This window comes from Catellatospora paridis (assembly GCF_009720365.1).
Taxonomy (GTDB): Bacteria; Actinomycetota; Actinomycetes; order Mycobacteriales; family Micromonosporaceae; genus Catellatospora; species Catellatospora paridis.
On sequence record NZ_WBZD01000016.1, the window covers coordinates 251,922 to 273,216 of the forward strand.

Annotated in this window: 18 protein-coding genes and 1 tRNA gene; 7 read left to right on the top strand and 12 right to left on the bottom strand. The window is 70.3% G+C overall.

Features of this window, described 5'->3' with window-relative positions:
* Positions 1-135: 135 nt before the first annotated feature.
* Positions 136-828 (top strand): alpha/beta hydrolase, encoded by a 693-nt coding sequence (locus F9C41_RS30485; RefSeq protein WP_155390245.1) that lies wholly within the window; start codon positions 136-138, stop codon positions 826-828.
* A 62-nt stretch (positions 829-890) separates the two neighbouring features.
* Here the strand turns inward: F9C41_RS30485 and rho are convergent, their stop codons facing one another.
* Both rho and thrB read right to left on the bottom strand, forming a co-directional pair.
* Positions 891-2,804, bottom strand: a complete 1,914-nt coding sequence (gene rho, locus F9C41_RS30490; protein WP_155390246.1) for a transcription termination factor Rho — start codon at positions 2,802-2,804, stop codon at positions 891-893.
* 384 nt (positions 2,805-3,188) lie between these two features.
* The gene (thrB, locus tag F9C41_RS30495; protein WP_407924752.1) at positions 3,189-4,091 is read right to left on the bottom strand and encodes a homoserine kinase; all 903 of its coding nucleotides are present in this window, start codon (positions 4,089-4,091) and stop codon (positions 3,189-3,191) included.
* 257 nt (positions 4,092-4,348) lie between these two features.
* On the opposite strand from thrB, the gene F9C41_RS30500 reads away from it, so the two are divergent.
* Positions 4,349-4,723: a hypothetical protein gene (locus F9C41_RS30500; RefSeq protein WP_155390248.1), complete on the top strand. Its 375-nt coding sequence runs from the start codon at positions 4,349-4,351 to the stop codon at positions 4,721-4,723.
* Positions 4,724-4,747: 24 nt separating this feature from the next.
* On the opposite strand, the gene F9C41_RS30505 is transcribed toward F9C41_RS30500, so the two are convergent.
* The 7 genes from F9C41_RS30505 to argS form a co-directional block, all read right to left on the bottom strand.
* Positions 4,748-4,945 carry a type II toxin-antitoxin system antitoxin gene (locus tag F9C41_RS30505; RefSeq protein WP_155390249.1) on the bottom strand — a complete coding sequence of 66 codons (198 nt, stop codon included), beginning with the start codon at positions 4,943-4,945 and terminating at the stop codon, positions 4,748-4,750.
* Positions 4,946-4,954: 9 nt separating this feature from the next.
* A complete protein-coding gene (locus F9C41_RS30510) occupies positions 4,955-5,827 on the bottom strand; it encodes an SPFH domain-containing protein (protein WP_155390250.1) in 873 nt (290 codons plus the stop codon).
* A gap of 73 nt (positions 5,828-5,900) precedes the next feature.
* Positions 5,901-7,118, bottom strand: a complete 1,218-nt coding sequence (locus tag F9C41_RS30515; RefSeq protein WP_155390251.1) for an MFS transporter — start codon at positions 7,116-7,118, stop codon at positions 5,901-5,903.
* An 81-nt stretch (positions 7,119-7,199) separates the two neighbouring features.
* Positions 7,200-8,249: a threonine synthase gene (thrC, locus tag F9C41_RS30520; RefSeq protein WP_155390252.1), complete on the bottom strand. Its 1,050-nt coding sequence runs from the start codon at positions 8,247-8,249 to the stop codon at positions 7,200-7,202.
* Positions 8,250-8,443: 194 nt separating this feature from the next.
* Entirely contained in the window at positions 8,444-9,730 is a 1,287-nt protein-coding gene (locus F9C41_RS30525) for a homoserine dehydrogenase (protein ID WP_155390253.1), read from the bottom strand.
* A gap of 43 nt (positions 9,731-9,773) precedes the next feature.
* The gene (gene lysA, locus F9C41_RS30530; protein WP_155390254.1) at positions 9,774-11,156 is read right to left on the bottom strand and encodes a diaminopimelate decarboxylase; all 1,383 of its coding nucleotides are present in this window, start codon (positions 11,154-11,156) and stop codon (positions 9,774-9,776) included.
* A gap of 82 nt (positions 11,157-11,238) precedes the next feature.
* On the bottom strand, positions 11,239-12,888 hold the full coding sequence (gene argS, locus F9C41_RS30535; protein WP_155390255.1) for an arginine--tRNA ligase: 1,650 nt from the start codon (positions 12,886-12,888) through the stop codon (positions 11,239-11,241).
* 87 nt (positions 12,889-12,975) lie between these two features.
* Here argS and F9C41_RS30540 point away from each other — a divergent pair, with 87 nt between their 5' ends.
* Positions 12,976-13,779, top strand: coding sequence for a DUF3105 domain-containing protein (locus F9C41_RS30540; RefSeq protein ID WP_155390256.1), 804 nt, complete (start codon positions 12,976-12,978; stop codon positions 13,777-13,779).
* A gap of 10 nt (positions 13,780-13,789) precedes the next feature.
* Entirely contained in the window at positions 13,790-14,419 is a 630-nt protein-coding gene (locus tag F9C41_RS30545; RefSeq protein WP_155390257.1) for a DUF305 domain-containing protein, read from the top strand.
* Between the two features lie 84 nt (positions 14,420-14,503).
* On the opposite strand, the gene F9C41_RS30550 is transcribed toward F9C41_RS30545, so the two are convergent.
* The gene (locus F9C41_RS30550) at positions 14,504-15,262 is read right to left on the bottom strand and encodes an LPXTG cell wall anchor domain-containing protein (RefSeq protein ID WP_155390258.1); all 759 of its coding nucleotides are present in this window, start codon (positions 15,260-15,262) and stop codon (positions 14,504-14,506) included.
* A gap of 180 nt (positions 15,263-15,442) precedes the next feature.
* Here F9C41_RS30550 and F9C41_RS30555 point away from each other — a divergent pair.
* Positions 15,443-15,517: transfer RNA gene (locus F9C41_RS30555), tRNA-Arg, on the top strand.
* A gap of 68 nt (positions 15,518-15,585) precedes the next feature.
* Here F9C41_RS30555 and F9C41_RS30560 read toward each other — a convergent pair.
* The gene (locus F9C41_RS30560; protein ID WP_155390259.1) at positions 15,586-17,499 is read right to left on the bottom strand and encodes an FAD/NAD(P)-binding protein; all 1,914 of its coding nucleotides are present in this window, start codon (positions 17,497-17,499) and stop codon (positions 15,586-15,588) included.
* Between the two features lie 426 nt (positions 17,500-17,925).
* Positions 17,926-18,666, bottom strand: coding sequence for a phosphatase PAP2 family protein (locus tag F9C41_RS30565; RefSeq protein WP_196280019.1), 741 nt, complete (start codon positions 18,664-18,666; stop codon positions 17,926-17,928).
* A gap of 301 nt (positions 18,667-18,967) precedes the next feature.
* Between F9C41_RS30565 and F9C41_RS30570 the strand changes: the two genes are divergently transcribed.
* Positions 18,968-20,062, top strand: a complete 1,095-nt coding sequence (locus F9C41_RS30570; protein ID WP_269058993.1) for an NAD-dependent epimerase/dehydratase family protein — start codon at positions 18,968-18,970, stop codon at positions 20,060-20,062.
* A complete protein-coding gene (locus tag F9C41_RS30575) occupies positions 20,062-21,225 on the top strand; it encodes a class I SAM-dependent methyltransferase (RefSeq protein ID WP_230690146.1) in 1,164 nt (387 codons plus the stop codon). Before F9C41_RS30570 ends, F9C41_RS30575 begins: the two co-directional genes overlap by 1 nt.
* The last annotated feature ends 70 nt before the right edge of the window (positions 21,226-21,295 follow it).

Below are 21,295 nucleotides of genomic sequence, written 5' to 3' on the forward strand. Positions count from 1 at the left end.
AGTGCGGATGCCTGAAGGAAAACTTCAGACAAACAATAGAACCCGAAAGGTAATTGCACATCCCCCGATGCCGGACCGGTTCCGGAGCCTCGCGATCCGGCCACCCGTATCCCCTGCCGGACCTAGCCTGGGTACATGGCAGAAAAGCCGACCATCGTCCTGGTCCACGGGTTCTGGGGCGGTGCGGCCCACTGGGCCAAGGTCATCGTCGAGCTGCACCGCCGCGGCTACGACGCGCTGCGCGCGGTGGAGAATCCGCTCACCTCGTTGGCCGACGACGCCGAGCGCACCCGCCGCATGGTGCGCCAGGCGCCGGGGCCGGTGCTGCTGGTCGGCCACTCCTACGGCGGAGCGGTGCTCACCGAGGCCGGGGACCTGCCCAACGTCACCGGCCTGGTCTACATCGCTGCGTTCGCGCCCGACGCCGGAGAGAGCCCCGGCCAGATCACCCAGGAGATGCCGCCCGCGGCCATCGCGAACATCGGGCCGCCGGACTCCGACGGCTACCTGTGGATCCACCAGGACACGTTCCACGAGAGCTTCTGCCAGGACCTGCCCGCCGACGAGGCCCTGGCCATGGCGGTGACCCAGAAGGCGCCGCTGGCCTCCACCTTCGGCGACGCGATCGCCGCGCCCGCCTGGCGGGCCAAGCCCACCTGGTATCAGGTCTCCGCCCAGGACCGCATGATCAATCCGGACAACCAGCGCCGGATGGCCGCGCGCATGGGCACCCGGCGGACCGTCGAACTGGACGCGGGCCACGCCTCGCTCGCCTCGCAGCCGGGCCCGGTGACCGACCTGATCGTCGAGGCGGCACAAGCGGGCTGAGGCCGTACACGCGAAAGGGCCGGCACCTCGCGGTGCCGGCCCTTCATGTCGCTGCGCTCAGCTCACTCGTTGGGAGTGGACTTCGCGATCTGCATCAGGAACTCGATGTTGGTCCGGGTCTGCTTGAGCTTGTCGAGCAGCAGGTCCAGGGCCGCCTGCGAGTCCAGCGAGTGCAGGACCTTGCGGAGCTTGTGCACGATGACCAGCTCCTCCGGCGCCAGCAGGATCTCCTCCTTGCGGGTGCCGGACGGGTCGATGTCGATGGCCGGGAAGATGCGCTTGTCGGCGATCTTCCGGTCGAGCTTGAGCTCGGCGTTACCCGTGCCCTTGAACTCCTCGAAGATGACCGTGTCCATCATGGAGCCCGTCTCCACCAGCGCCGTGGCGAGGATGGTGAGCGAACCGCCGTTCTCGATGTTGCGGGCAGCGCCGAGGAAGCGCTTGGGCGGGTACAGCGCGGTCGAGTCGATACCACCGGACAGGATGCGGCCGGAGGCCGGCGCGGCCAGGTTGTAGGCCCGGCCCAGACGCGTGATCGAGTCCAGCAGCACCACCACGTCGTGACCCAGCTCGACCAGGCGCTTGGCCCGCTCGATCGCCAGCTCGGCGACGGTGGTGTGGTCCTGCGGCGGCCGGTCGAACGTCGAGGCGATGACCTCGCCCTTGACCGAGCGCTGCATGTCGGTGACCTCTTCAGGCCGCTCGTCCACCAGCACCACCATCAGGTGGCACTCCGGGTTGTTCGTCGTGATCGCGTTCGCCAGCGCCTGCAGGACCATGGTCTTGCCGGCCTTGGGCGGGGAGACGATCAGCGCACGCTGGCCCTTGCCGATCGGCATGACCAGGTCGATGACCCGGGTGGTGAGGATGTGCGGCTCGGTCTCCAGGCGCAGACGGTCCTGCGGGTACAGCGGAGTGAGCTTGTAGAACTCGCCACGGCGGCGGGCCTCCTCGGGCTCCATGCCGTTGACGGTGTCCAGGCGCACCAGCGGGTTGTACTTGTCCCGCCGCTGCTCGCCGTCGCGCGGGCTGGCCTTGACGGCGCCGGTGATGGCGTCGCCGCGGCGCAGGCCGTACTTCTTCACCTGCGACATCGACACGTAGACGTCGTTGGGGCCGGAGAGGTAGCCGGTGGTGCGCACGAAAGCGTAGTTGTCCAGGACGTCGACGATGCCGGCGACCGGCACGAGCACGTCGTCCTCACTTACGTGCGGCTCACCGCCGCCACCGCTTGCGCCGACCGTCTCGCCACGCTCGCGGCCACGGCGGCGGTCACGGAACCGGCTGCGCCGGCCGCGACGGCCGTCGCCGTCCTCGTCGCCGTCGAAACCGCCCCGGTCGGGACCGCGGTCGTTGCCACGGTCGTTGCCACGGTCGGCGACGCGCTCCGGCCGGTCGCCGCGCTCGGCACGCTCCCCGCGCTCGGGCCGGTCACCACGCTCGGGCCGGTCACCACGCTCGGGGCGCTCAGCGCGCTCGGCGTTGCGCTCCCCGCGCTCGGGCCGGTCGCCGCGCTCGGCACGGTCACCCCGGTCGCCTCGCTCAGTGCGCTCGCGGCGGGACTCGCGACGGTTCTCGCGGCCCTCGGCCGGCGCCTCCGCCTCACCACGGGGCTCCGGAGCGCGGCGGCTACGACGCTCGCCACGCGGCTCGGCGCCCTCGGCTGCTGTCGGCGCGGGCTCTCCCGCGGCCTCGCGGACCTCGGCCCGCACCTCCTCGCGAGCCGGGGCCGCGGCCGCGGCGACGTCAGCGCGGGGGCGCGGTGCGCCGCCGCCCTGGCTGGCCGTGATCGCGGCGATCAGCTCGCCCTTGCGCATGCGTGCGGTGCCCGTGATACCCAACCCCGCTGCCATGGTCTGCAACTCAGGCAGCAGCTTCGCGGAGAGACCGCTGCCGGCGGAGCGGCGGCGCCGGCCGGTGGAGGCGTCGTCAGCGACGTGGGAGACATCCGACGTCATGTCGGTGGTGTCGCTCAATGGATTCCTTCCCTCGATTGGCCGGGGCAGCCCGGGTCTTCTTACGACAGTTGGCGGCCGGGCGGCCTCGGAAGCCCGTGGTGCTCGTCCAGAGCGCTACGGGAGTTTTGGCGCAGTCGCGACGGCGTTCCGCCACCGTCCACAAACGACGGTGTGGACACGCCTGGAGCGTGCGATCAGTCTGCGGCAGGCATAGGACTGGGGGTGGACGGCCGTCTGGCTAACGTATCCGTCTGAACCGAGCTCCGGTTGCGCCGCCCCGCAAGATCGGGCGCTTCGCGGCTGTGCTGCCCTAGAGCGTAATCAACGACTGAGACCAGCGGCAACACCGGGCTACTCGGCGTGTCTGAAATGCTGCAAAAGACAGGTGATACGCCCCGGTTTCTAACCAGGGATCCTACCCGCCGAAACGCGGGCGCCACCAGCGAACACGGCAAGAGTGTGTGCCAACCAACTCCCATCCGGCGCGAAACCGGACGGCACGGCGGAAAACGCCAGCACGCTCGGCCCCGCCCCGCTCACCACAGCGGCGACGCCGGCCGCTCGCAGCTGTGCAACCAGCGCGGCGGTCTCCGGCATTCCCGCGGCCCGGTAGCCCTGGTGGAGGCGGTCCTCGGTGGCCTCGAAGAGCAGGCCCGGGGCGCTGGTCAGGGCGTGGGTCAGCAGGGCCGCCCGGCCCGCGTTGAAGGCGGCGTCGCCGTGCGGCACGGTGGCCGGCAGCGCGGCCCGCGCGTGGGCGGTCAGGCCGCGTACGGCGGGCACGAAGACCGTCGGCCGGATCTCGGCGGCCACCGGCAGCGCGACGGCACGCGCCCCGCCTGCCTCGGTCCAGGCGATAGTGAAGCCGCCCAGCAGGCATGGCGCGATGTTGTCCGGGTGCCCCTCGATCCGGCCCGCGATGCGCACCTCGTCGGCCCGGGTGAGCCGCCCGCCGGCCAGCGCGTTGGCCAGGGTCACCCCGGCCGTGATCGCGGCGCTGGAGGAGCCCATGCCGCGCGCCTGCGGGATCCGGTTGACACAGCGCAGGCCCAGCCCGCCGGGCTGGGCGCCCAGCTCGGCGAAGGTCTCCCGCATCGCGCGAACGACCAGGTGCGTCTCGTCCTGGGGCAGCTCGCCCGCGCCCTCGCCGGTCACCTCGACGGTCGTCTTGCCGTCGTCGGCCACCCAGGCGGTGACCTCGTCGCAGAGGTCGAGCGCCAGGCCCAGGGCGTCGAAGCCCGGTCCGAGGTTGGCGCTGGTGGCGGGCGCATGGACGGTGTACGCCCCGGGCGCGAAGGAGATCGTCACGGTGGTCATGGTAGGGCCGCGCCCCGTCCCACCCGCCCATCCGGTGCCCCGGCCGCCCACCCCTCGGGAGCCGGCCCCCGTCGCCGCCCGACCTCATCCTGGCCCAACTCTCAGGGACTTGCGGCGTCAGGACTGCCCGCAAGCCGCAAGCCTTCAAGAGTTGCGGCAGGGCTGGGCGCGTTGGCCGGCACGGGGCTGCGCGGAGATGGCGGGCGCTCGATACGGTGTCGGGGTCGCCCACCCCTCAGGAGCGTGCTGTGGAATCGTTCGATCTGTCGCTGCTCGGTGTCATCCTGCCGCAGGCCGTCGGCGTGCTGCTCATGATCGCCGGTCTGGTCGCCGCGCTGACCCTGCGTGCCCGCCTGGGCTCCACCGCCACCGGCCTCACCGTCGCGGCGACCGGCCTGGGTGCGCTGACCTTCCTGATCAGCACCTGGTGGCAGACTTTCGGCCTGCGCTCGGTGATCGAGGAGGGCGGCGGCTCGCGCTATGCGATGATCAGCTTTGTCAGCCTCGTCCTCTGGTTGCTCCACCTCGTCTGGACGGGTCTGCTCATCGGCGCGGTGTTCGCCGGGCGGCGGCGGCCGCCGGTGGTGGAGAACGCCGTGATGTCACCCGGATCACCGCTGTAGCGTCCGGGATGGAGGGAGCGCGGCTCAGTCGCCGTCGGACTCCTCGTCGGCGGACACGGCGGAGGTGGGGCGGTCGACCGCCCGCCCCACCGACTTCAGCGCCGCCCGCAGGGCGTACTCGATCTGCGCGTTGACGCTGCGCAGGTCGTCGGCCGCCCAGCGGGCCACCGCGTCGTACACCGCGGGATCCAGCCGCAGCAACAGCTTCTTGCGCTCAGGCACGCGTCGTCCTCAGTAGAGGGAGCCCGTGTTGACGATGGGCTGCACGTTGCGGTCGCCGCAGAGCACCACCAGCAGGTTCGACACCATGTGCGCCTTACGCTCCTCGTCCAGCTCGACGACGCCCTGCTCGCGCAGCTGCTCCAGCGCGCTGGAGACCATGCCGACCGCGCCCTCCACGATGGTGGACCGCGCCGCGACGATGGCCTGCGCCTGCTGGCGGGCCAGCATCGCCTGCGCGATCTCCGCAGCATAGGCGAGATGGGTGATCCGCGACTCGACCACCTCGACGCCCGCCAGGGTGACCCGCTCGCGCAGCTCCGCGGTGAGCTCCTCGCTGGCGGCGGCGCTGTCGCGCAGGCTGGTCCGGCCGCTGGCGTGCGCCTCGTACGGGTAGCTGGTGGCCAGGTGCCGCACCGCGGTCTCGGCCTGCACCTCGACGAAGTGCACGAAGTCGTCGACGGCGAACTTGGCGGCGTAGGTGTCCACGACCCGCCACACCACGACCGCGGCGATCTCGACCGGGTTGCCGTCGGCGTCGGAGACCTTCAGCCGGTTGGACTCGAAGTTCCGGAGCCGCTTGGAGATCTTGGACTTCCCGGTCATCGGCCAGGTCCAGTGGAAGCCCGGCTCGCCGATGGTGCCGACGTACTTGCCGAAGAACTGGATGACCCGGGCGTCGTTCGGGCTGATCACGATGAAGCCGGTCGCGATCAGCACGAGCAGCAGCGTGCCGACCGCGACGGCGGGGGCGATGGCGGCGATGGCGTCGTCGGCGTCGGGCACGCCGACGTTGGCAGCGATGACCGCGATCATGGCGGCCAGCACCAGCAGGCTGACGACGATCATGATGAACCCGGACACCCGGAACGCCTTACGCTGCATGGCGGCTTCCTCTACTATCGAAGTGATATCACTAAGCTAGCAGGCGATGTCAAGGCGTTCGCGTTCGCGCCGGTCATTCGGCGAGCGCCGCCACCGGGGCCTGGACCGGGATGCGGCGGGTGACCAGGAACCAGCCCACCGCGTACGACAGCGTCGTGACGCCGCAGCAGGCGACCAGCACCCGCCAGTCCACCGAGTCCACGAACGCGCCCACGACCAGCTGGGACACGGTCACCGCGAGCATGGCGATCATCGTGTCGGTGGCGTTGACCCGGCCCCGCAGCTCGTCGGGCACCTCCTGGGCGATCGCGTAGTTCGACATCACCCAGTTGCCGCCGCCGGCCGCGTGCGCCAGGAAGATGCCCGCCAGTACCACCGGGAACCAGGCCGCCCCGGCCACGCCGAGGTAGACCAGCCCGTAGGTGGACATGGACAGTGCCAGGGCCGGGAACAGCCAGTGCGGCCGCGCCAGCGCCGCCCGGAACAGGAACGGGCCGACCACGCTGCCCAGGCCGCGCACCGCGAACATCAGGCCCAGCCCGCGCGCGCCCACCCCGAACGTCGCCGCGATCAGCGGGAACGTGGCCAGCAGGCCGTTGCCGGTGCCCACCGCCGACTTCACGGTGACCAGGGCCAGCAGCCGCGGCTCGCGGCGCAGGTAGCCCATCGCCTCGCGGATGGCGGCGAACGCCGGGCGGGACACCGTCGGCAGCGAGTCCTGGGTCGGCCGCTTGATGCCCGAGGTGAGCAGTGCCGAGGTCACCAGGCTCACCGCGACCAGGCCGAAGCAGGCGTACGGCGACAGCCACTCGGTGACCAGGCCGCCCAGCGACGAGGCGACCACGGTCATGGTGCCCCACGCGGTGCCGTTGACGGCCATCGCCGGGCCCATGTCGGCGGGGTCGACCAGATTGGGCACCGCCGCGTTGGCGGCCGGGGTGTAGAACGCCTTCGCCGCGGCGAGCGCGCCCAGCGCCACCAGCGCGATCGGGCCCGCACCGGGGCCGCGCACCAGGAACAGGCCGCCGACGGCGACCAGCGCGGAGAGGTTGGAGGCGATCAGGATGTGCTTGCGGTTGAACCGGTCGGCGATGGTGCCCGCGTACGGCAGCAGCAGCGCGACCGTGCCCGTCTCCACGGCGAGCGCCAGCCCGCCCCACAGCCCCTGGCCGGTCTCCCGGTTGAGCAGCACCAGCAGCGGAACCATGACGAACCAGTCCGCACCGAAGACGATGACCTCGGCGAGGAACAGGCGGCGGAAGTCGGCGCTACGCGTAAGGACCCTGAGCACGTAGGCACCGTACACCTGAGAGCGATCTCCCGGACCGCGGGCACGCTGTGACGTGCGCCCCGATGGCTCGAGGCGCACGGGTCAGGCGAGGCCGAGTTCGCGGGCGGCGGCCAGCAGGTCGTTGCCGATGGTGGTCGGGGCGGGCGCGGTGGAGATGGCCCACTCCGGGTCCTTGAGGCCGTGGCCGGTCACCGTGCAGACGATGCGCGAGCCGGGCGGCACCTTGCCGGCCGCGGACGCCTGCAGCAGGCCCGCCACGCTCGCCGCCGAGCCCAGTTCGACGAAGACGCCGACCTCGCGGGCCAGCAGCCGGTAGGCCGAGAGGATCTCGCGGTCGGTGACGGCGTCGATGAGGCCGCCGGAGGCGTCGCGCGCGTCCAGGGCCTTGGTCCACGAGGCAGGGTTGCCGATCCGGATCGCGGTGGCGATCGTGGACGGGTTCGGCACGACCGCCCCGTTGACGATCGGGGCGGAGCCGGCGGCCTGGAAGCCGTACATCTTCGGGGCCTTGGTGGCGTTGCCCGCCGCGACGTCCTCGTTGTAGCCCATCCAGTACGCGCTGATGTTGCCGGCGTTGCCGACCGGCAGGCAGTGGATGTCCGGCGCGTCGCCGAGGGCCTCGACGATCTCGAACGCGGCCGTCTTCTGCCCGTGCAGCCGGTCGATGTTCACCGAGTTGACCAGCGCCACCGGGTAGTCCTGGGACAGCTTGCCCGCCATCGCCAGGCAGTCGTCGAAGTTGCCGCTGACCTGCAGCAGCTTCGCGCCGTGCACGAGCGCCTGGGCCAGCTTGCCCAGCGCGATCTTGCCCTGCGGCACGAGCACCGCGCAGGTGATGCCGGCGCGGGCGGCATATGCCGCGGCGCTGGCGGAGGTGTTGCCGGTCGACGCGCAGATGATCGCCTTCGCGCCGTGCTCGACGGCGGTGGACACCGCCACCGTCATGCCCCGGTCCTTGAACGAGCCGGTCGGGTTGGCCCCCTCGACCTTCAGATAGACGTCACACCCGGTGCGGTCGGACAGCACCGGCGCGGGCACCAGCGGCGTGTTGCCCTCGTGCAGCGTGATCACGGGCGTCTTGTCCGTCACCGGCAGCCGGTCCCGGTACTGCTCGATCAACCCACGCCACATGCTGGCCTCCTTACCGAGTGTCATCGAGTACCTTGCCGCCTCGCCGCCCTTAACTCCACTCGGGTTCCAAGCAGCGAGACGCGCGCATCCTTATCGTTGATCATGAACTTATGTCAACGACGCGCCGACGAGCCGTGCCATAAGTTCATGATCAACCAGGTTGGGCCGGGCCGGGCCGGGCTAAGGCGGCCGGGCTAGAACTCCACGCGGAGGACGGAGGCTACGGCGCGGACGAAGTCCAGCGTGCGCAGTTCGGCGACCGTCGCGGCGAGGGCGCTGTCGGGGGCGGAGTGGGTGACGATGACGAGGCTGGCCTCGGCGCCGCGGCCCGACTGGTTGACGGTGGCGATGGAGACGTCGTGGCGGGCGAAGACACCGGCGACCGCGGCCAGCACGCCGGCGCGGTCGGCCACGTCGAGCGACACGTGGTAGCGGGTGCTGACCTCGCCCATCGGATGGACGGCGAGGTCGGCGTAGGCGGACTCGCTGGCGGCGCGTACCCCGGCCAGGCGGTTGCGGCCGACGGCGACCAGGTCGCCGAGCACGGCGCTCGCGGTGGGCGCGCCACCCGCGCCGCGGCCGTAGAACATCAGCTGCCCGGCGGCCTCGGCCTCGACGAACACCGCGTTGAACGCCTCGCCGACGCCGGCCAGCGGGTGGGTGCGCGGGATCATCGCCGGGTGCACGCGCACGCTGACGCCGCCGTCGGCGGTGCGGCCCGCGATGCACAGCAGCTTGATCGTGCAGCCCATCGCCTTGGCGCTGGCCACGTCGGCCGCGCTGACCTCGGTGATGCCCTCGCGGTAGACGTCGGCAGCCTTCACCCGGGTGTGGAAGGCCAGGCTGGCCAGGATCGCGGCCTTCGCCGCGGCGTCGAAGCCCTCGACGTCGGCGGTGGGGTCGGCCTCGGCGTAGCCCAGCGCGGTCGCCTCTTCGAGGGCCTCGGAGAAGCCCGCGCCGGTGGCGTCCATCGCGGACAGGATGAAGTTCGTGGTGCCGTTCACGATGCCGGTGACCTGGGTGATGCGGTCCCCGTGCAGGGACTCGCGAAGCGGGCGCAGCAGCGGGATCGCGCCCGCCACCGACGCCTCGTAGTACAGGTCCGCGCCGCCCTCGGCCGCGGCGTCGTGCAGGCTGCCGCCGTCCTCGGCCAGCAGCGCCTTGTTGCCCGTGATCACGCTCTTGCCCGCGCGCAGCGCCTCGACCAGCCAGGTGCGGGCGGGCTCGATGCCGCCCACCACCTCGATGACCACGTCCACGTCGTCCCGCTTGACCAGGCCCAGCGCGTCGGTGGTGAACAGGTCGGGATTGACCGGCAGGTCGCTGCGATCACGGCCCGCCCGGCGGACGGCGATGCCGACCAGTTCGACGGGTGCGCCGATACGCGCCGTCAGGTCGTCGGCCTGCTCGTGCAGCAGGCGTACGACCTCCGAGCCGACGGCGCCGCATCCCAGCAACGCCACCTTGACCGAGTCAGCCACTTCGTCTCCCGTAACGCTCACCTGGACAGGGCGCAGCTGCGCCCTACCCCACGTCCAACGCCAGGAGATCGTCCTCGGTCTCCCTGCGCACGATCACCCGTGCCTGCCCGTTGCGCACGGCCACCACGGGGGGCCGGGGCACGTGGTTGTAGTTGCTGGCCATGCTCCGGCAGTAGGCGCCGGTTCCCGGCACCGCGATAAGATCTCCGGGCCGGACGTCAGCGGGCAGGAATTCATCCTTCACCACCACGTCCCCCGCCTCACAATGTTTTCCCACCACGCGGGCAAGAATCGGCTCCGCCTGCGACGCACGCGACGCCAGCGTCGCCGAGTACGACGCGTCGTACAGCGCGGTGCGGATGTTGTCGCTCATGCCGCCGTCCACGCTCACGTAGGTGCGCAGGCCGTCGAGCGGCTTGACCGTGCCGACCTCGTACAGCGTGAAGGTGGACGGGCCGACGATGGCGCGGCCCGGCTCCACGGACAGGTGCGGCTGCGCGATGCCCAGGCCGCGGCACTCGTCCGCCACGATCTTGAACATGCGCTCGGCCAGATCACCGGCCGGCGAGGGCGTGTCCTGGCTGGTGTACGCGATGCCGAAGCCGCCGCCCAGGTCCAGCTCGGGCAGTTCCGCGCCCAGCTCGGTGCGGATGCGCTCCTGCAGCGTGAGCACCCGGCGGGCGCTGACCTCGAAGCCCGACGTGTCGAAGATCTGCGAGCCGATGTGCGAGTGCAGGCCGCGCAGCTCCAGGGCATCGTCGGCCAGGATGCGCCGGGCCGCCTCGAACGCCTTGCCGCCCGCCAGCGAGAACCCGAACTTCTGGTCCTCGTGCGCGGTCGCGATGAACTCGTGGGTGTGCGCCTCCACGCCCACGGTCACCCGGATCATGACCCGCGGGCGCACCCCGCGCTCCCGGGCGATCGCGGACAGCCGCTCGATCTCGTCGAACGAGTCCACCACGATGCGGCCCACCCCGGCCTCGACGGCGCGGTTCAGCTCGCGTACCGACTTGTTGTTGCCGTGCAGCGCGAGCCGGGCCGGGTCCATGCCCGCCGCGAGCGCGGTGGCCAGCTCGCCGCCGCTGCACACGTCGAGGTTCATCTCCTCCTCGACCAGGATGCGCACGATCGCCCGGCACAGGAACGCCTTGCCCGCGTAGTACACGTCCGCCCCGGCGAAGCCCTGCTTGAAGTCGCGGCAGCGGGCCCGGAAGTCCTCCTCGTCGAGCAGGTACGCCGGGGTGCCGAACTCCTGCGCCAGGGACGCCACGTCCCGGCCGCCCACGTGCAGCACACCGGCCGCGTCCTTGCTCGCGGTCCGCGGCCACAGCGGCGCCATCAGCTCGTTCACATCAGCGGGCGTACGCAGCCAGGTCGGGCCCTGCCCGAAATCGCCGTGCATGGCCCCAGCCTCATGAGCCCTCATGCGGCGAACCCGCTGCGCGCGTTCGCCGCATGAGGTGCAGCACTGTGCCTCATGATTCGTTCGCTGCGCTCACTCATGCTGTTCACATCCGTTCAGGGGCGGTCACGCCGAGCAGGCCGAGGCCGTTGGCGATGACGGTGCGGGTCGCGTCGTTGAGCCAGAGCCGGGCGACGTTGCCGGGCTCGATCGGGGCGTCGCCGTGCGGCAGCACACGACAGGCCGGCTCGTCGTAGAAGCGGTGGTAGTCGCCCGCCAGGTCCTCCAGGTAGCGGGCCACCCGGTGCGGCTCGCGCAGCTCCGCCGCGCTCTTGACCACGGTCGGGTAGTCGCCGAGCGCCTTGAGCAGCTCCAGCTCCTTCGGGTGGGCTAGCAGCGCCGGGTCGAACTCCGCCGTGCTCCGCGTCAGCCCGAGTTCGGCCGCGTTGCGGGACACGCTCGCGGTGCGGGCGGCGACATACTGCACGTAGTAGACCGGGTTGTCGCGGGTGGCCCGGGTCCAGAGGTCCACGTCGATGTCGATCGGGGAGTCACTGCTGTAGCGGGCCAGGGCGTAGCGGGAGGCGTCCACACCGATCGCCTCGACCAGGTCCTCCATCGTGACCACGGTGCCCGCGCGCTTGCTCATCCGCAGCGGCTGACCGTCACGGACCAGGCTCACCAGCTGCCCGATGAGGATCTCCAGGTTGGCGTCCGGGTCGTCGCCGAAGCAGGCCGCCATGGCGCGCATCCGGCCCACATATCCGTGGTGGTCCGCGCCCAGCATGATGACGACCCGGTCCGCGCCGCGGTCCCGCTTGTCGAGGTAGTAGGCGCAGTCGGCGGCGAAGTAGGTCCACTCGCCGTCGCTCTTGCGCAGCACCCGGTCCTTGTCGTCGCCGAAGTCGGTGGTGCGCAGCCAGGTCGCGCCGTCGGCCTCGTAGAGGTGGCCCTGCGAGCGCAGCCGCTCCAGGGCCAGGTCCAGCTCGCCCTTGGCGTGCAGGTCCTTCTCGTTGAAGTACACGTCGAAGTGCGTGCCGAACTCGGCCAGCGACGACTTGATCTGCGCGAACATCAGCTCGACGCCCTCGACCCGGAACGTCTCCAGGTCGTCCGCGCCGGGGTGCTCGGCCTGGACCGCCTCGGCGATCTCGGCGATGTACGCGCCGCCGTACCCGTCCTCCGGCGTCGCCTCACCCCGGGCCGCGGCCTGCAGCGACTTGGCGAACCGGTCGATCTGCGAGCCGGCGTCGTTGAAGTAGTACTCGGTGGTGACCTCCGCGCCGGCCGCCTTGAGCAGCCGCGCCAGCGCGTCGCCGACCGCGGCCCAGCGCACCCCGCCCAGGTGGATCGGGCCGGTCGGGTTCGCCGACACGAACTCCAGGTTCAGCCGCAGCCCGGCCAGCGCCGTGCCGTGCCCGTACGCCGGGCCCTGGGTGACCACCAGGCGGGCCAGCTCCCCCGCCGCCGCCGCGTCCACCCGGATGTTCAGGAAGCCCGGACCGGCGATCTCCACCGCAGCGATCCCTGTGAATTTGCTGAGTTCCTCGGCCAGCGCCGCGGCCAGCTCGCGAGGGTTCGCACCGACCTTCTTGCCGACCTGAAGGGCCAGGTTGGTGGCGTAATCCCCGTGCTCAGGGTTGCGCGGACGCTCCACCGTCGCCGCCGCGGGCAGGGCCGAAAGGTCGAGGCCGCGGGCGGCGAAGACGGCTTTTGCGGCGGTCAGGACAGCATCGGCGATATTCGCGGGAGTCACCCGGCCATGCTAACCGGGTAGACTTCGGCCCTCCGCGTCCCACCGCACGGCGGGCGCGCCCATCCCCTCGATGTGACGGACACCACGATGAGCATCAGCACGCCAGGCGGGGAGCAGCACCGCCCCGGTCTCGTGAAGGTTGGCGGCAAGCCCGCGGCCGGCGCCAAGCCCGGCGCCAAGACCACCACCGGCGGCGGCAAGACCCCGCCCAAGGGTGGCAAGGGCGGCGGCCCCCGCAAGCCGATCACGCCGATCAAGGTCAACCAGGGTCGCAACTGGGGGCCCATCGCCATGTTCGCCGCCGTCGGCCTCATCGCGGTCGGCATCATCGGCTGGGGCGCCTGGGCGGCGTTCAAGCCGGGCGGCGCGGGCTACGACTGGGAGACCCGGGCCGGTGCGATCGACGGCATCACGCACGTGACGACGGAGCTCAAGAGCAACCACACGTACAACCCGGAGAAGTACGAGCAGGACCCGCCGGTCGGCGGCACCCACAGCTACGTGTGGCAGCAGTGCATGGGCAACATCTACGACGCGCCCATCCCCAAGGAGCACGCGGTGCACAGCCTCGAGCACGGCGCGGTCTGGATCACGTACCGCAAGGACCTGCCCGCCGACCAGGTGGCCGCGCTGGCCGCCAAGGTCGAGGGCAAGGAGATGATGCTGCTGAGCCCGGTCGCGGACCTGGACAAGCCGATCTCCCTGCAGGCCTGGTCGTACCAGCTCAAGGTCGACAACGCGAGCGACGCCCGGATCGACGACTTCATCGGCGCCCTGCGTGTCAACGCGACCCAGGAACCCGGCGCGACGTGCCAGGGCGGCAACACCGCCACCGGCGACAAGCCGCTGACCGAGGAGCAGGCCGCCGCCCTCCAGCAGCAGCAGGGCTGACGGGAGCACCATGACGGACGTGGGGAACAGCCCTCGGTTCAGCACGCGAGGGCTGGCCCTCTCCGTGGCGCTCGCGCTGCTGGTCGGGCTCGCCATCGGTTTCGGCGTCACCCGGCTCGCGTCGGCCGGCACTCCGGCAGACGACTCGGCCGCCGCCGGCTTCGCGCGCGACATGAGTACGCACCATGCCCAGGCCGTGGCCATGGGCATGATCGCCGCGAAGAAGGGCAATGCGCACGAGGTGCGGACCCTCGGCGAGGACATCGCGCTGACCCAGCAGGCCCAGATCGGCATCATGAGCCAGTGGCTGCGGGACTGGGGCCTCAACATCAACTCGGACGCCAAGCCGATGGCCTGGATGCCCGACGGCGACAAGGCCCTGACCAACGGCAACCTGATGCCCGGCATGGCCACGTCGCAGGAGATGACGGCGCTGGAGAACGCGACCGGCAAGGACGCCGACCGCCTGTTCCTGGAGATGATGATCAAGCATCACCTGGGCGGCGTGCACATGGTCGACGCCGTGCTGACCCAGACCGACGACCCCGACGTGCTCTGGCTGGCCAAGGGCATGAAGGCCCGGCAGCAGCTGGAGATCTCGGAGATGCAGCAGCTGCAGACGACCCTCGCCAAGCGCTAGGGAGTACCCGCGAGAAGGGCCCCGCCGGAGTTCCGGCGGGGCCCTTGCTCATCGCAGCACGCCGGCGTCAGGCCGGTCCGGCGATCAGACCTCGGTCGGCAGATCGCGGCGGCGACGCACCAGGAACATCGTCCCCGCCCCGCCGATGACCAGCGCCAGGCCCACCGCGGCGAAGACCGTCACGGCCGCGCCGGTCACCGGCAGGCCGGGCTCCGACGGCGACGGCGAGTCACCCGGGCCGCCCGGCGTCCCGGACGTACCCGGCGTCCCGGACGTGCCCGGGGTCGGCGTGCCGGAGGCCGGCTTCCCGGGCGTCGGCGTGCCGCCGGACGACTCCGACGGGAACGGCGACGGGGTGTTGCCGCCCGCACCGGCGCAGGTGTGCGTCACCACGATCCGGTCGACGTCCTTGTCGCCGACACTCTTGCCCTCGGCGTCCAGCAGCGTCCACCCGGCCGGCACGACCACCCAGGCCAGGTGCTTGTTCGTGGCGTTGGCGAAGCCGTGCGGGTACGGGTCGGCGTCGCCGTCCTTGATGAGGGTCGTCACCTGGCCGCTGCCGGTGTCGAACTTCGCCCACATGCCGATGGCGGTGTCGAACTCGTCCGGCGAGATGTTGAAGACCCAGCCGTCCTTGTCCGCGGCCTTGAGGTCGCCGATCTCATCGCAGCCGCGCTCGAAGACCTTCGCCTTGGTGTCGTGGTGCGGCTGGTGCAGCACCGCGTCGTACGGGGCCGTGGGCGCGGGGTGCGCCTGCGCGGGCATGGCGAACAGCACGGCGAGCCCGGCGCCCGCGGCCGCCAGCGAGACGACGGCCAGCGGTGCCAGCAGACGCTTGTTCATGGATCCTCCGGAGGGGTGGAAGCGGTGCAACGCCACATCGTCGCCCGGTGCCACCGCGCACCGGATCGGATGAACCGGCCGCGACGCGATGATCGACACGACACGCCATCGGCCGAACGGCCGACCCGGATACCGATTCGATGCCGCGAGGGGGACCTGCTACTCTTTGTCGGTCGCTGAGCCCCCGTAGCTCAGGGGATAGAGCACCGCCCTCCGGAGGCGGGGGCGCAGGTTCGAATCCTGCCGGGGGCACCACGGATCATCACTAAGGGAAGCCGCTGACCTGCGAAAGCAGACCAGCGGCTTCAATCATGTTTCGACGGTCAACGTCGACCCAGTTCGTGGAGCGCAGCACGGGCGATCACGTCATTCTGGCGGAAGAATGCGTCATTACTCCGCGGGGACGGGAACCGGCCGGATGCCAGCACACTTCCCGAAAACAGGATTCCCGCCCCGAAGCGACTCTCGTGGGGGGTTCCATCAGCGCGCTTCAGGCGATGCAAAGAATCGGTATCGATGAGACCCGCGGTATCGATAAGACCAGTGGGATACCGGTCGCCGCCGTCGGGGGCCGACTGGATCTCTTCCCTGATCTCATTGCGTTGGATGAGCTTGCACAGCAATGGGTCATTCACGCGAAGCATCGTCCGCTCCGGGAGCCGGGCCTCGATGAGAGATCGGGCTGCGATCGATACGTTCACGTTGCTCGACCGCGCGTGAAAGAGCCCCTCGTGGGCGGTCACCGTCATCTCCGACCCAAGGAATCTGACGATACCGGCACGGGTCAGGGCAAGTAGCTCCTCCTGCCGCTGTCCAGGCGGTCCGCTGGTGAGAAATCGGCAGAAATCAAGGAACGCGGGCAGATCGTGCTCCCACGAGGCGGGAGATAGTCGTTCTTCGCTGACGAGTTCGATCAGCCTGGAGAAGGCAGAGCTCAGACCGTGCAGCATCGCCAGGCTCGCGCCGTGACGAGGATCGCGCCCGCGTCGAACTCCGGTAGCGATATGACTGATCATCCAGTTCTGGAGGGTATCCAGGTCGGGGAAGTGGCGACCGGCCAGCGGATGGGCTGTTTCCTCCAGGTCGATCCGGTCCTCGTCGAACCGCACTGCCCGATCGACCAGCTCCTTGAGTGCCGGTCCATCCCAATCGAGGGTGTCGAGGCGGTGAATGAACTGACGAGCGTCGATGCCAAGGAGTTCTGGGTGCGATTCGGCAAGCTCGCGATAGCCCGCGTGGGTGACTTCGCGGGCAATCAACGGCCAGACGTCCATGGCGAAGTCGAGGGGGCGGTCGCCGAGGGCGGCCACGGCCGCGGCGTTGAGGTGGCCGAACGGTTCCGGGGGTGATCCGGTCAGGCTGTAGTCCATCTTCGACCAGTACGGTACGCCGCGCCGCGAGCCCACGAAGAGGACGGGTTCATTACCAGACGACTGGTAATGCAGCTCGCCGGAGTTGTCCCGATGGAATGTGCCACCGCGTCCGGAGGTCAGCAGCACGGCGGTGTCGATGAAACACAATCCAAGCCCACGTACGATCACCGGTTCGGCGGCGGGTATCCGGTCAAAGCGATGATCGGCGGTCGATGGCAGATAACACAGGTCATGGGCGGCCGCGTATTCCGTCAGACGCGCCTCTTCCGCGTTCGGCGCGACATCGACGTTGCCTTGCGCGAACAGTACGACGTCGGCGTCCACCGGGGGAAGGCCGTCCGCCATGACGACGCGTTGCCGGCCGAGAGGAAGGTCGTGCACATCGACGGCCCGGCCTACGTGTGAATGGACCTGTACCTGGGGCATGCCGTTCTTCGCTGACTGCCAGAACACCCACGACAGGTAGTCGCTCTGCGTCTGACGAGTAGTGAACCAGCCGCCCTGCATCCTCCTTGCCTCGGCCGACGTGGAGGGAGCGAGCCGGCATCCCGGGGGCGACGACAGGCGGCCCGTGGCCAGCTCCTGGGCCCATTCGCTGAGCGTGGGACCGGAGACGACCGGGCCTTCGCATTCGACGGTCTCGTCGGTGAACATCGTGCAGTCGTCGGATGTGGTGTTCATCCACAGCAGCGGCGACTGCTGGGACCGCCAGATGCGACCGCCCCCCGGCGGATAAGGATCGATGACGTGGACGGCGATCGTCCGGTCCGGCGCGCACTCGGCAGCGTTGGCGATGAGACGTTCGAGAAGTGAGGTGCCGCGTGGGCCGGCACCGATGATTGCCACGGTCAGTGTCCTGGTCATACCGTTCCTACGCCTCGCTCAGGGGTTGTCATGTCGCATGCGTTTGGCTGACGCGCCACAGGTCCGGCCCGATGGTTCTGTCGCGAAGAGTGGCGATGAGTCGGCTCCAGCGGTGCGGCAACCCGCCAAAAGACAGAATCTCGAGCGCGTTTCGAAAACATTGCTGTAGAAATGCGAGGCTAAATGCGTATTCGCGCTCTGCGCATCCGCGCCCAGTTCACTTTCAAGGACGTAACGCGCTGACTTTCCTCGCGCGTGTACACGTTTCACTTACCCGCGCACCTGGATCACCGAGCGATTTCCAACTGGCGACGGCTACGAAGAAGCCGCTGACCTGCACGGAGCAGATCAGCGGCTTCATATGTGTACGGCTGAACCCAGGCCGGCGGTTGACCGAAGCCGCAGCGGATCCTGTCGCGGCGCCGTCTAGGCCGGCGGTCGGGTCGCGCGTCGGTCCAACCGCCACAGGGCGAGCAGGGTCCAGGTGCTCCAGACCAGCACCGCCGCCAGACCCAGCGACAGCGCCGACGGGCCGTCGTCGACGAGGACCAGTGACGCGGTGGCGACCGGGAGCACCCCGACCGCGATGAGGGCCGCGGTGCGGCCGGTCTCCGGCATGGGACCGAACGTGCCCGGGTCGAGCTTGGCCGCCGGCGCGGCCACCGCGACGACGATCAGCGCCGCGGCGAACACGTCGCTCGGGCGGTGCCAGCCCGACGCCACGACCGCGAGGCAGACCCCGAGGGCCCACAGCCCGACCACCACACCCACGATCCGGCGATGCCGGACGGGTATCGCCAGCAGCGTCGCGGCGTACACCGACAGCGCCAGGGCGGTGTGGCCGCTGGGGAAGCTCTGATCCCAGCGGCGTATGCCGACGTCGAGCAGGATGGGGCGGGTCAGCGCGTGCTTCAGCAGCTGGACGAGGCCGGCACTCACCACGACGATGCCGATCGCGAGGAGCACCGCGGCCCATCCGCGCCGACGCCGGCCGACCACCACCGCGCCCAGCAGTACGCCGAACGCCACCAGTGGCGTCAGCTTCAGCAATGCGCGTGCCAGCGTGTCCGCGAGCCCGCCCGACGCCTGTGCGGCGCCGTCCAGGACCGCGTCCTCGTATGCCTGTCCGGCCTCGGTGTTGACGGCACCCCAGTACAGTGCGGCCACCACAGAGATGCATACGATCACGAGCCAGCGGACCTGCGACGGTCCACGCCACGGCATGCGGCGCCGGGGCGGCGACGCGATGGGCGGTCGGGCGTGCGTGTCGGCAGTCGGCACCCGGTCTTCTCCTTCATGGACGACGCCGCCGTGGCTACGCTGGCCCGTCCGCGACGGCGCAGCGGCGGCGGCCTTCGATCACAGACCGTAGGGACCGAACGCACGACGTGCATGTCACGCTACCCGCTGCGATGGGTGGCGAGCGGCAAGGCCACGGGAGAAGTCAAGTTCCCGATAGGGCCGACTGGTGGCTGCCCTTCCGGCCGTCGGCTGGGCGACACTCTCAACGTCGACACGGAGGGAGAGCACGTTGCGGGTACTGGTAACCGGCCATGAGGGATACATCGGCTCGGTCTTGACGCCCATGTTGCAGGCTGCTGGACATGAGGTGGTCGGTGTGGACACCGGTCTGTACGCAGACTGCCTGATCGGACCGCCGCCCGCCCCGGTCGAGTCGCTGCGGGTGGACCTGCGGGACGTCACCGTCGACGACTGCTCCGGCGTGGACGCCGTGATCCACCTGGCCGCGCTGTGCAACGACCCGCTGGGCAACCTCAACCCGGACCTGACGTACAACGTGAACCTGCACGCGACCCTGCGCCTGGCCGAGGCGGCAAAGGCGGCCGGCGCCACCCGGTTCCTGTTCTCGTCCTCCTGCTCGCTGTACGGCAAGGGCCTGGACGACGCGCCGCTGGCCGAGGACGCCGGGTTCAACCCGATCACGCCGTACGGCACTTCGAAGATCGAGTCGGAGCAGGGGCTGCTCGCGCTGGCCGACGACAGCTTCTCGCCGGTGTTCCTGCGCAATGCCACCGCTTACGGCTTCTCCCCCCGGCTGCGGGGCGATCTGGTCGTCAACGACCTGGTGGGACACGCGCTGCGCACGGGCGAGGTGCGGCTGCAGTCTGACGGCTCGGCCTGGCGGCCCCTGGTTCACGTCGAGGACATCTGCGCCGCGTTCCTCGCCATGCTTGCCGTCCCGCGCGAACGAATCCACGCGCGGGCGTACAACGTCGGCCAGACCGGCGAGAACTACCTGATCCGCCAGGTCGCAGAGCTGGTCGCCGAGGTGGTCCCGGGCAGCCGGGTCACCTTCGCCGCCGGGGCTGCCGCCGACCTGCGCAACTACCGGGTGTCCTGCGACCTGATCGCGGCCGACGTGCCCGAGTTCCGGCCGGCCTGGACCCTGCGCAAGGGCATCGAGCAGCTGGTCGAAGCCTACACACGGTACGAGCTGAGGCTCGACGACCTGATGGGATCGGCCCATCAGCGACTCAAGCGGATCAACGCGTTGCGGACGGCCGGTCGGCTGAGCGACGAGCTGCGCTGGATCGAACCGTGATGCCGCGTCGTTGTGATGCCTGCGCGGGCGCCGACCTCGTCCCGTTCGCCGACCTGGGCGAGGTGCCGATCCTGTGCGGCGTGCACTGGGCCGACCGGGACGACGCGGTCGGCTCCCCGTCAGGCCGCATGCACCTGGGCTACTGCCCGTCCTGCGGTTACGTCCGGAACCTGGCCTACGACCCGGCACGGCTCGTGTACGACCCGACGATGGACACGAACCTGCACTTCTCGGCGGCCTTCGCCAGATACTCGAGCGGGCTCGTGCACGACCTGGTGGAGCGGTATCAGCTCGCAGGCAAGCAGGTGCTGGACATCGGCTGTGGGCAGGGCGAGTTCCTGCGGGAACTGTGCGGTCACGCGCCCTGCCGCGGGACCGGCTACGACGCCATGTACGCCGGACCGGAGGGAGCGGACCCGAGCGGCGCGACGCTGCACAGCGCGCTCGCCCCGCGCGGTGCCGGGCTGCCCGCCTTCGACTTCGTCACCTCCCGCCACTGGTTCGAGCACCTCGACGACCCGTACGAGTTCCTGGCGGACCTGCGCGCACAGGCCGGCGACCGGACGGTGCACGGCTATCTCGAGGTGCCCGACGCGGGCTACGACCTGTCCACCGCCGGCTGGGAGGTCATCTACCCGCACGTCTCCTACTTCGACGGCTACGCCCTGTGCCGCATCGCGCGCCGGGCGGGGTGGCATGTGGCGGCCGGTGGCACCTATTTCGACGGCATGTTCCGGTATCTCGAGATCACCACCGATCCGGCCAGGAGCCTGCCCGATCCGGAGCTGCCCACCGACCCGAGCGCGCACCTCGCCGCGGTCCTGGCCTTCGGCGACCGGCATCGCGTCGAACGTGCCCGCTGGCAGGAGAGCCTCGCGAAGTACGCGGCCGACGGCAGACGCCCGATCTTGTGGGGCGCGGGCTCGCGCGCTGTACAGTTCCTCACCGGTGTGGACATGGACCACAACCTCGCTGCCGTCGTCGACGTCAACCCGCGCAAATGGGGCCGATACCTGCCGGTCAGCGGCCATCGGGTCGACGCGCCTACCACGTTGGGTACGCTGCGGCCGGAAATCGTGATCATCACGAATCCCGCCTACCGTGCCGAGATCCAGGCCGCGCTCATGGACCTCGGGGTCGACGCAGAACTCGATGTGGCCTGATGAACCGTGACAAAGAGAGGTGGCCGCATGAGCAAGCGGGACAACCGAGCCGTGCGGCAGCGCGGCCCGC

Bases quoted from the DNA above. Each gene is read 5' to 3' on its own strand.
- F9C41_RS30485 (WP_155390245.1), top strand. From the start codon at position 136: ATGGCAGAAAAGCCGACCATCGTCCTGGTCCACGGGTTCTGGGGCGGT.
- F9C41_RS30510 (WP_155390250.1), bottom strand. From the start codon at position 5,827: ATGCAGCGTAAGGCGTTCCGGGTGTCCGGGTTCATCATGATCGTCGTC.
- thrC (WP_155390252.1), bottom strand. From the start codon at position 8,249: ATGTGGCGTGGGTTGATCGAGCAGTACCGGGACCGGCTGCCGGTGACG.
- lysA (WP_155390254.1), bottom strand. From the start codon at position 11,156: ATGAGGGCTCATGAGGCTGGGGCCATGCACGGCGATTTCGGGCAGGGC.
- F9C41_RS30540 (WP_155390256.1), top strand. From the start codon at position 12,976: ATGAGCATCAGCACGCCAGGCGGGGAGCAGCACCGCCCCGGTCTCGTG.
- F9C41_RS30545 (WP_155390257.1), top strand. From the start codon at position 13,790: ATGACGGACGTGGGGAACAGCCCTCGGTTCAGCACGCGAGGGCTGGCC.
- F9C41_RS30550 (WP_155390258.1), bottom strand. From the start codon at position 15,262: ATGAACAAGCGTCTGCTGGCACCGCTGGCCGTCGTCTCGCTGGCGGCC.
- F9C41_RS30560 (WP_155390259.1), bottom strand. From the start codon at position 17,499: ATGACCAGGACACTGACCGTGGCAATCATCGGTGCCGGCCCACGCGGC.
- F9C41_RS30575 (WP_230690146.1), top strand. From the start codon at position 20,062: ATGCCGCGTCGTTGTGATGCCTGCGCGGGCGCCGACCTCGTCCCGTTC.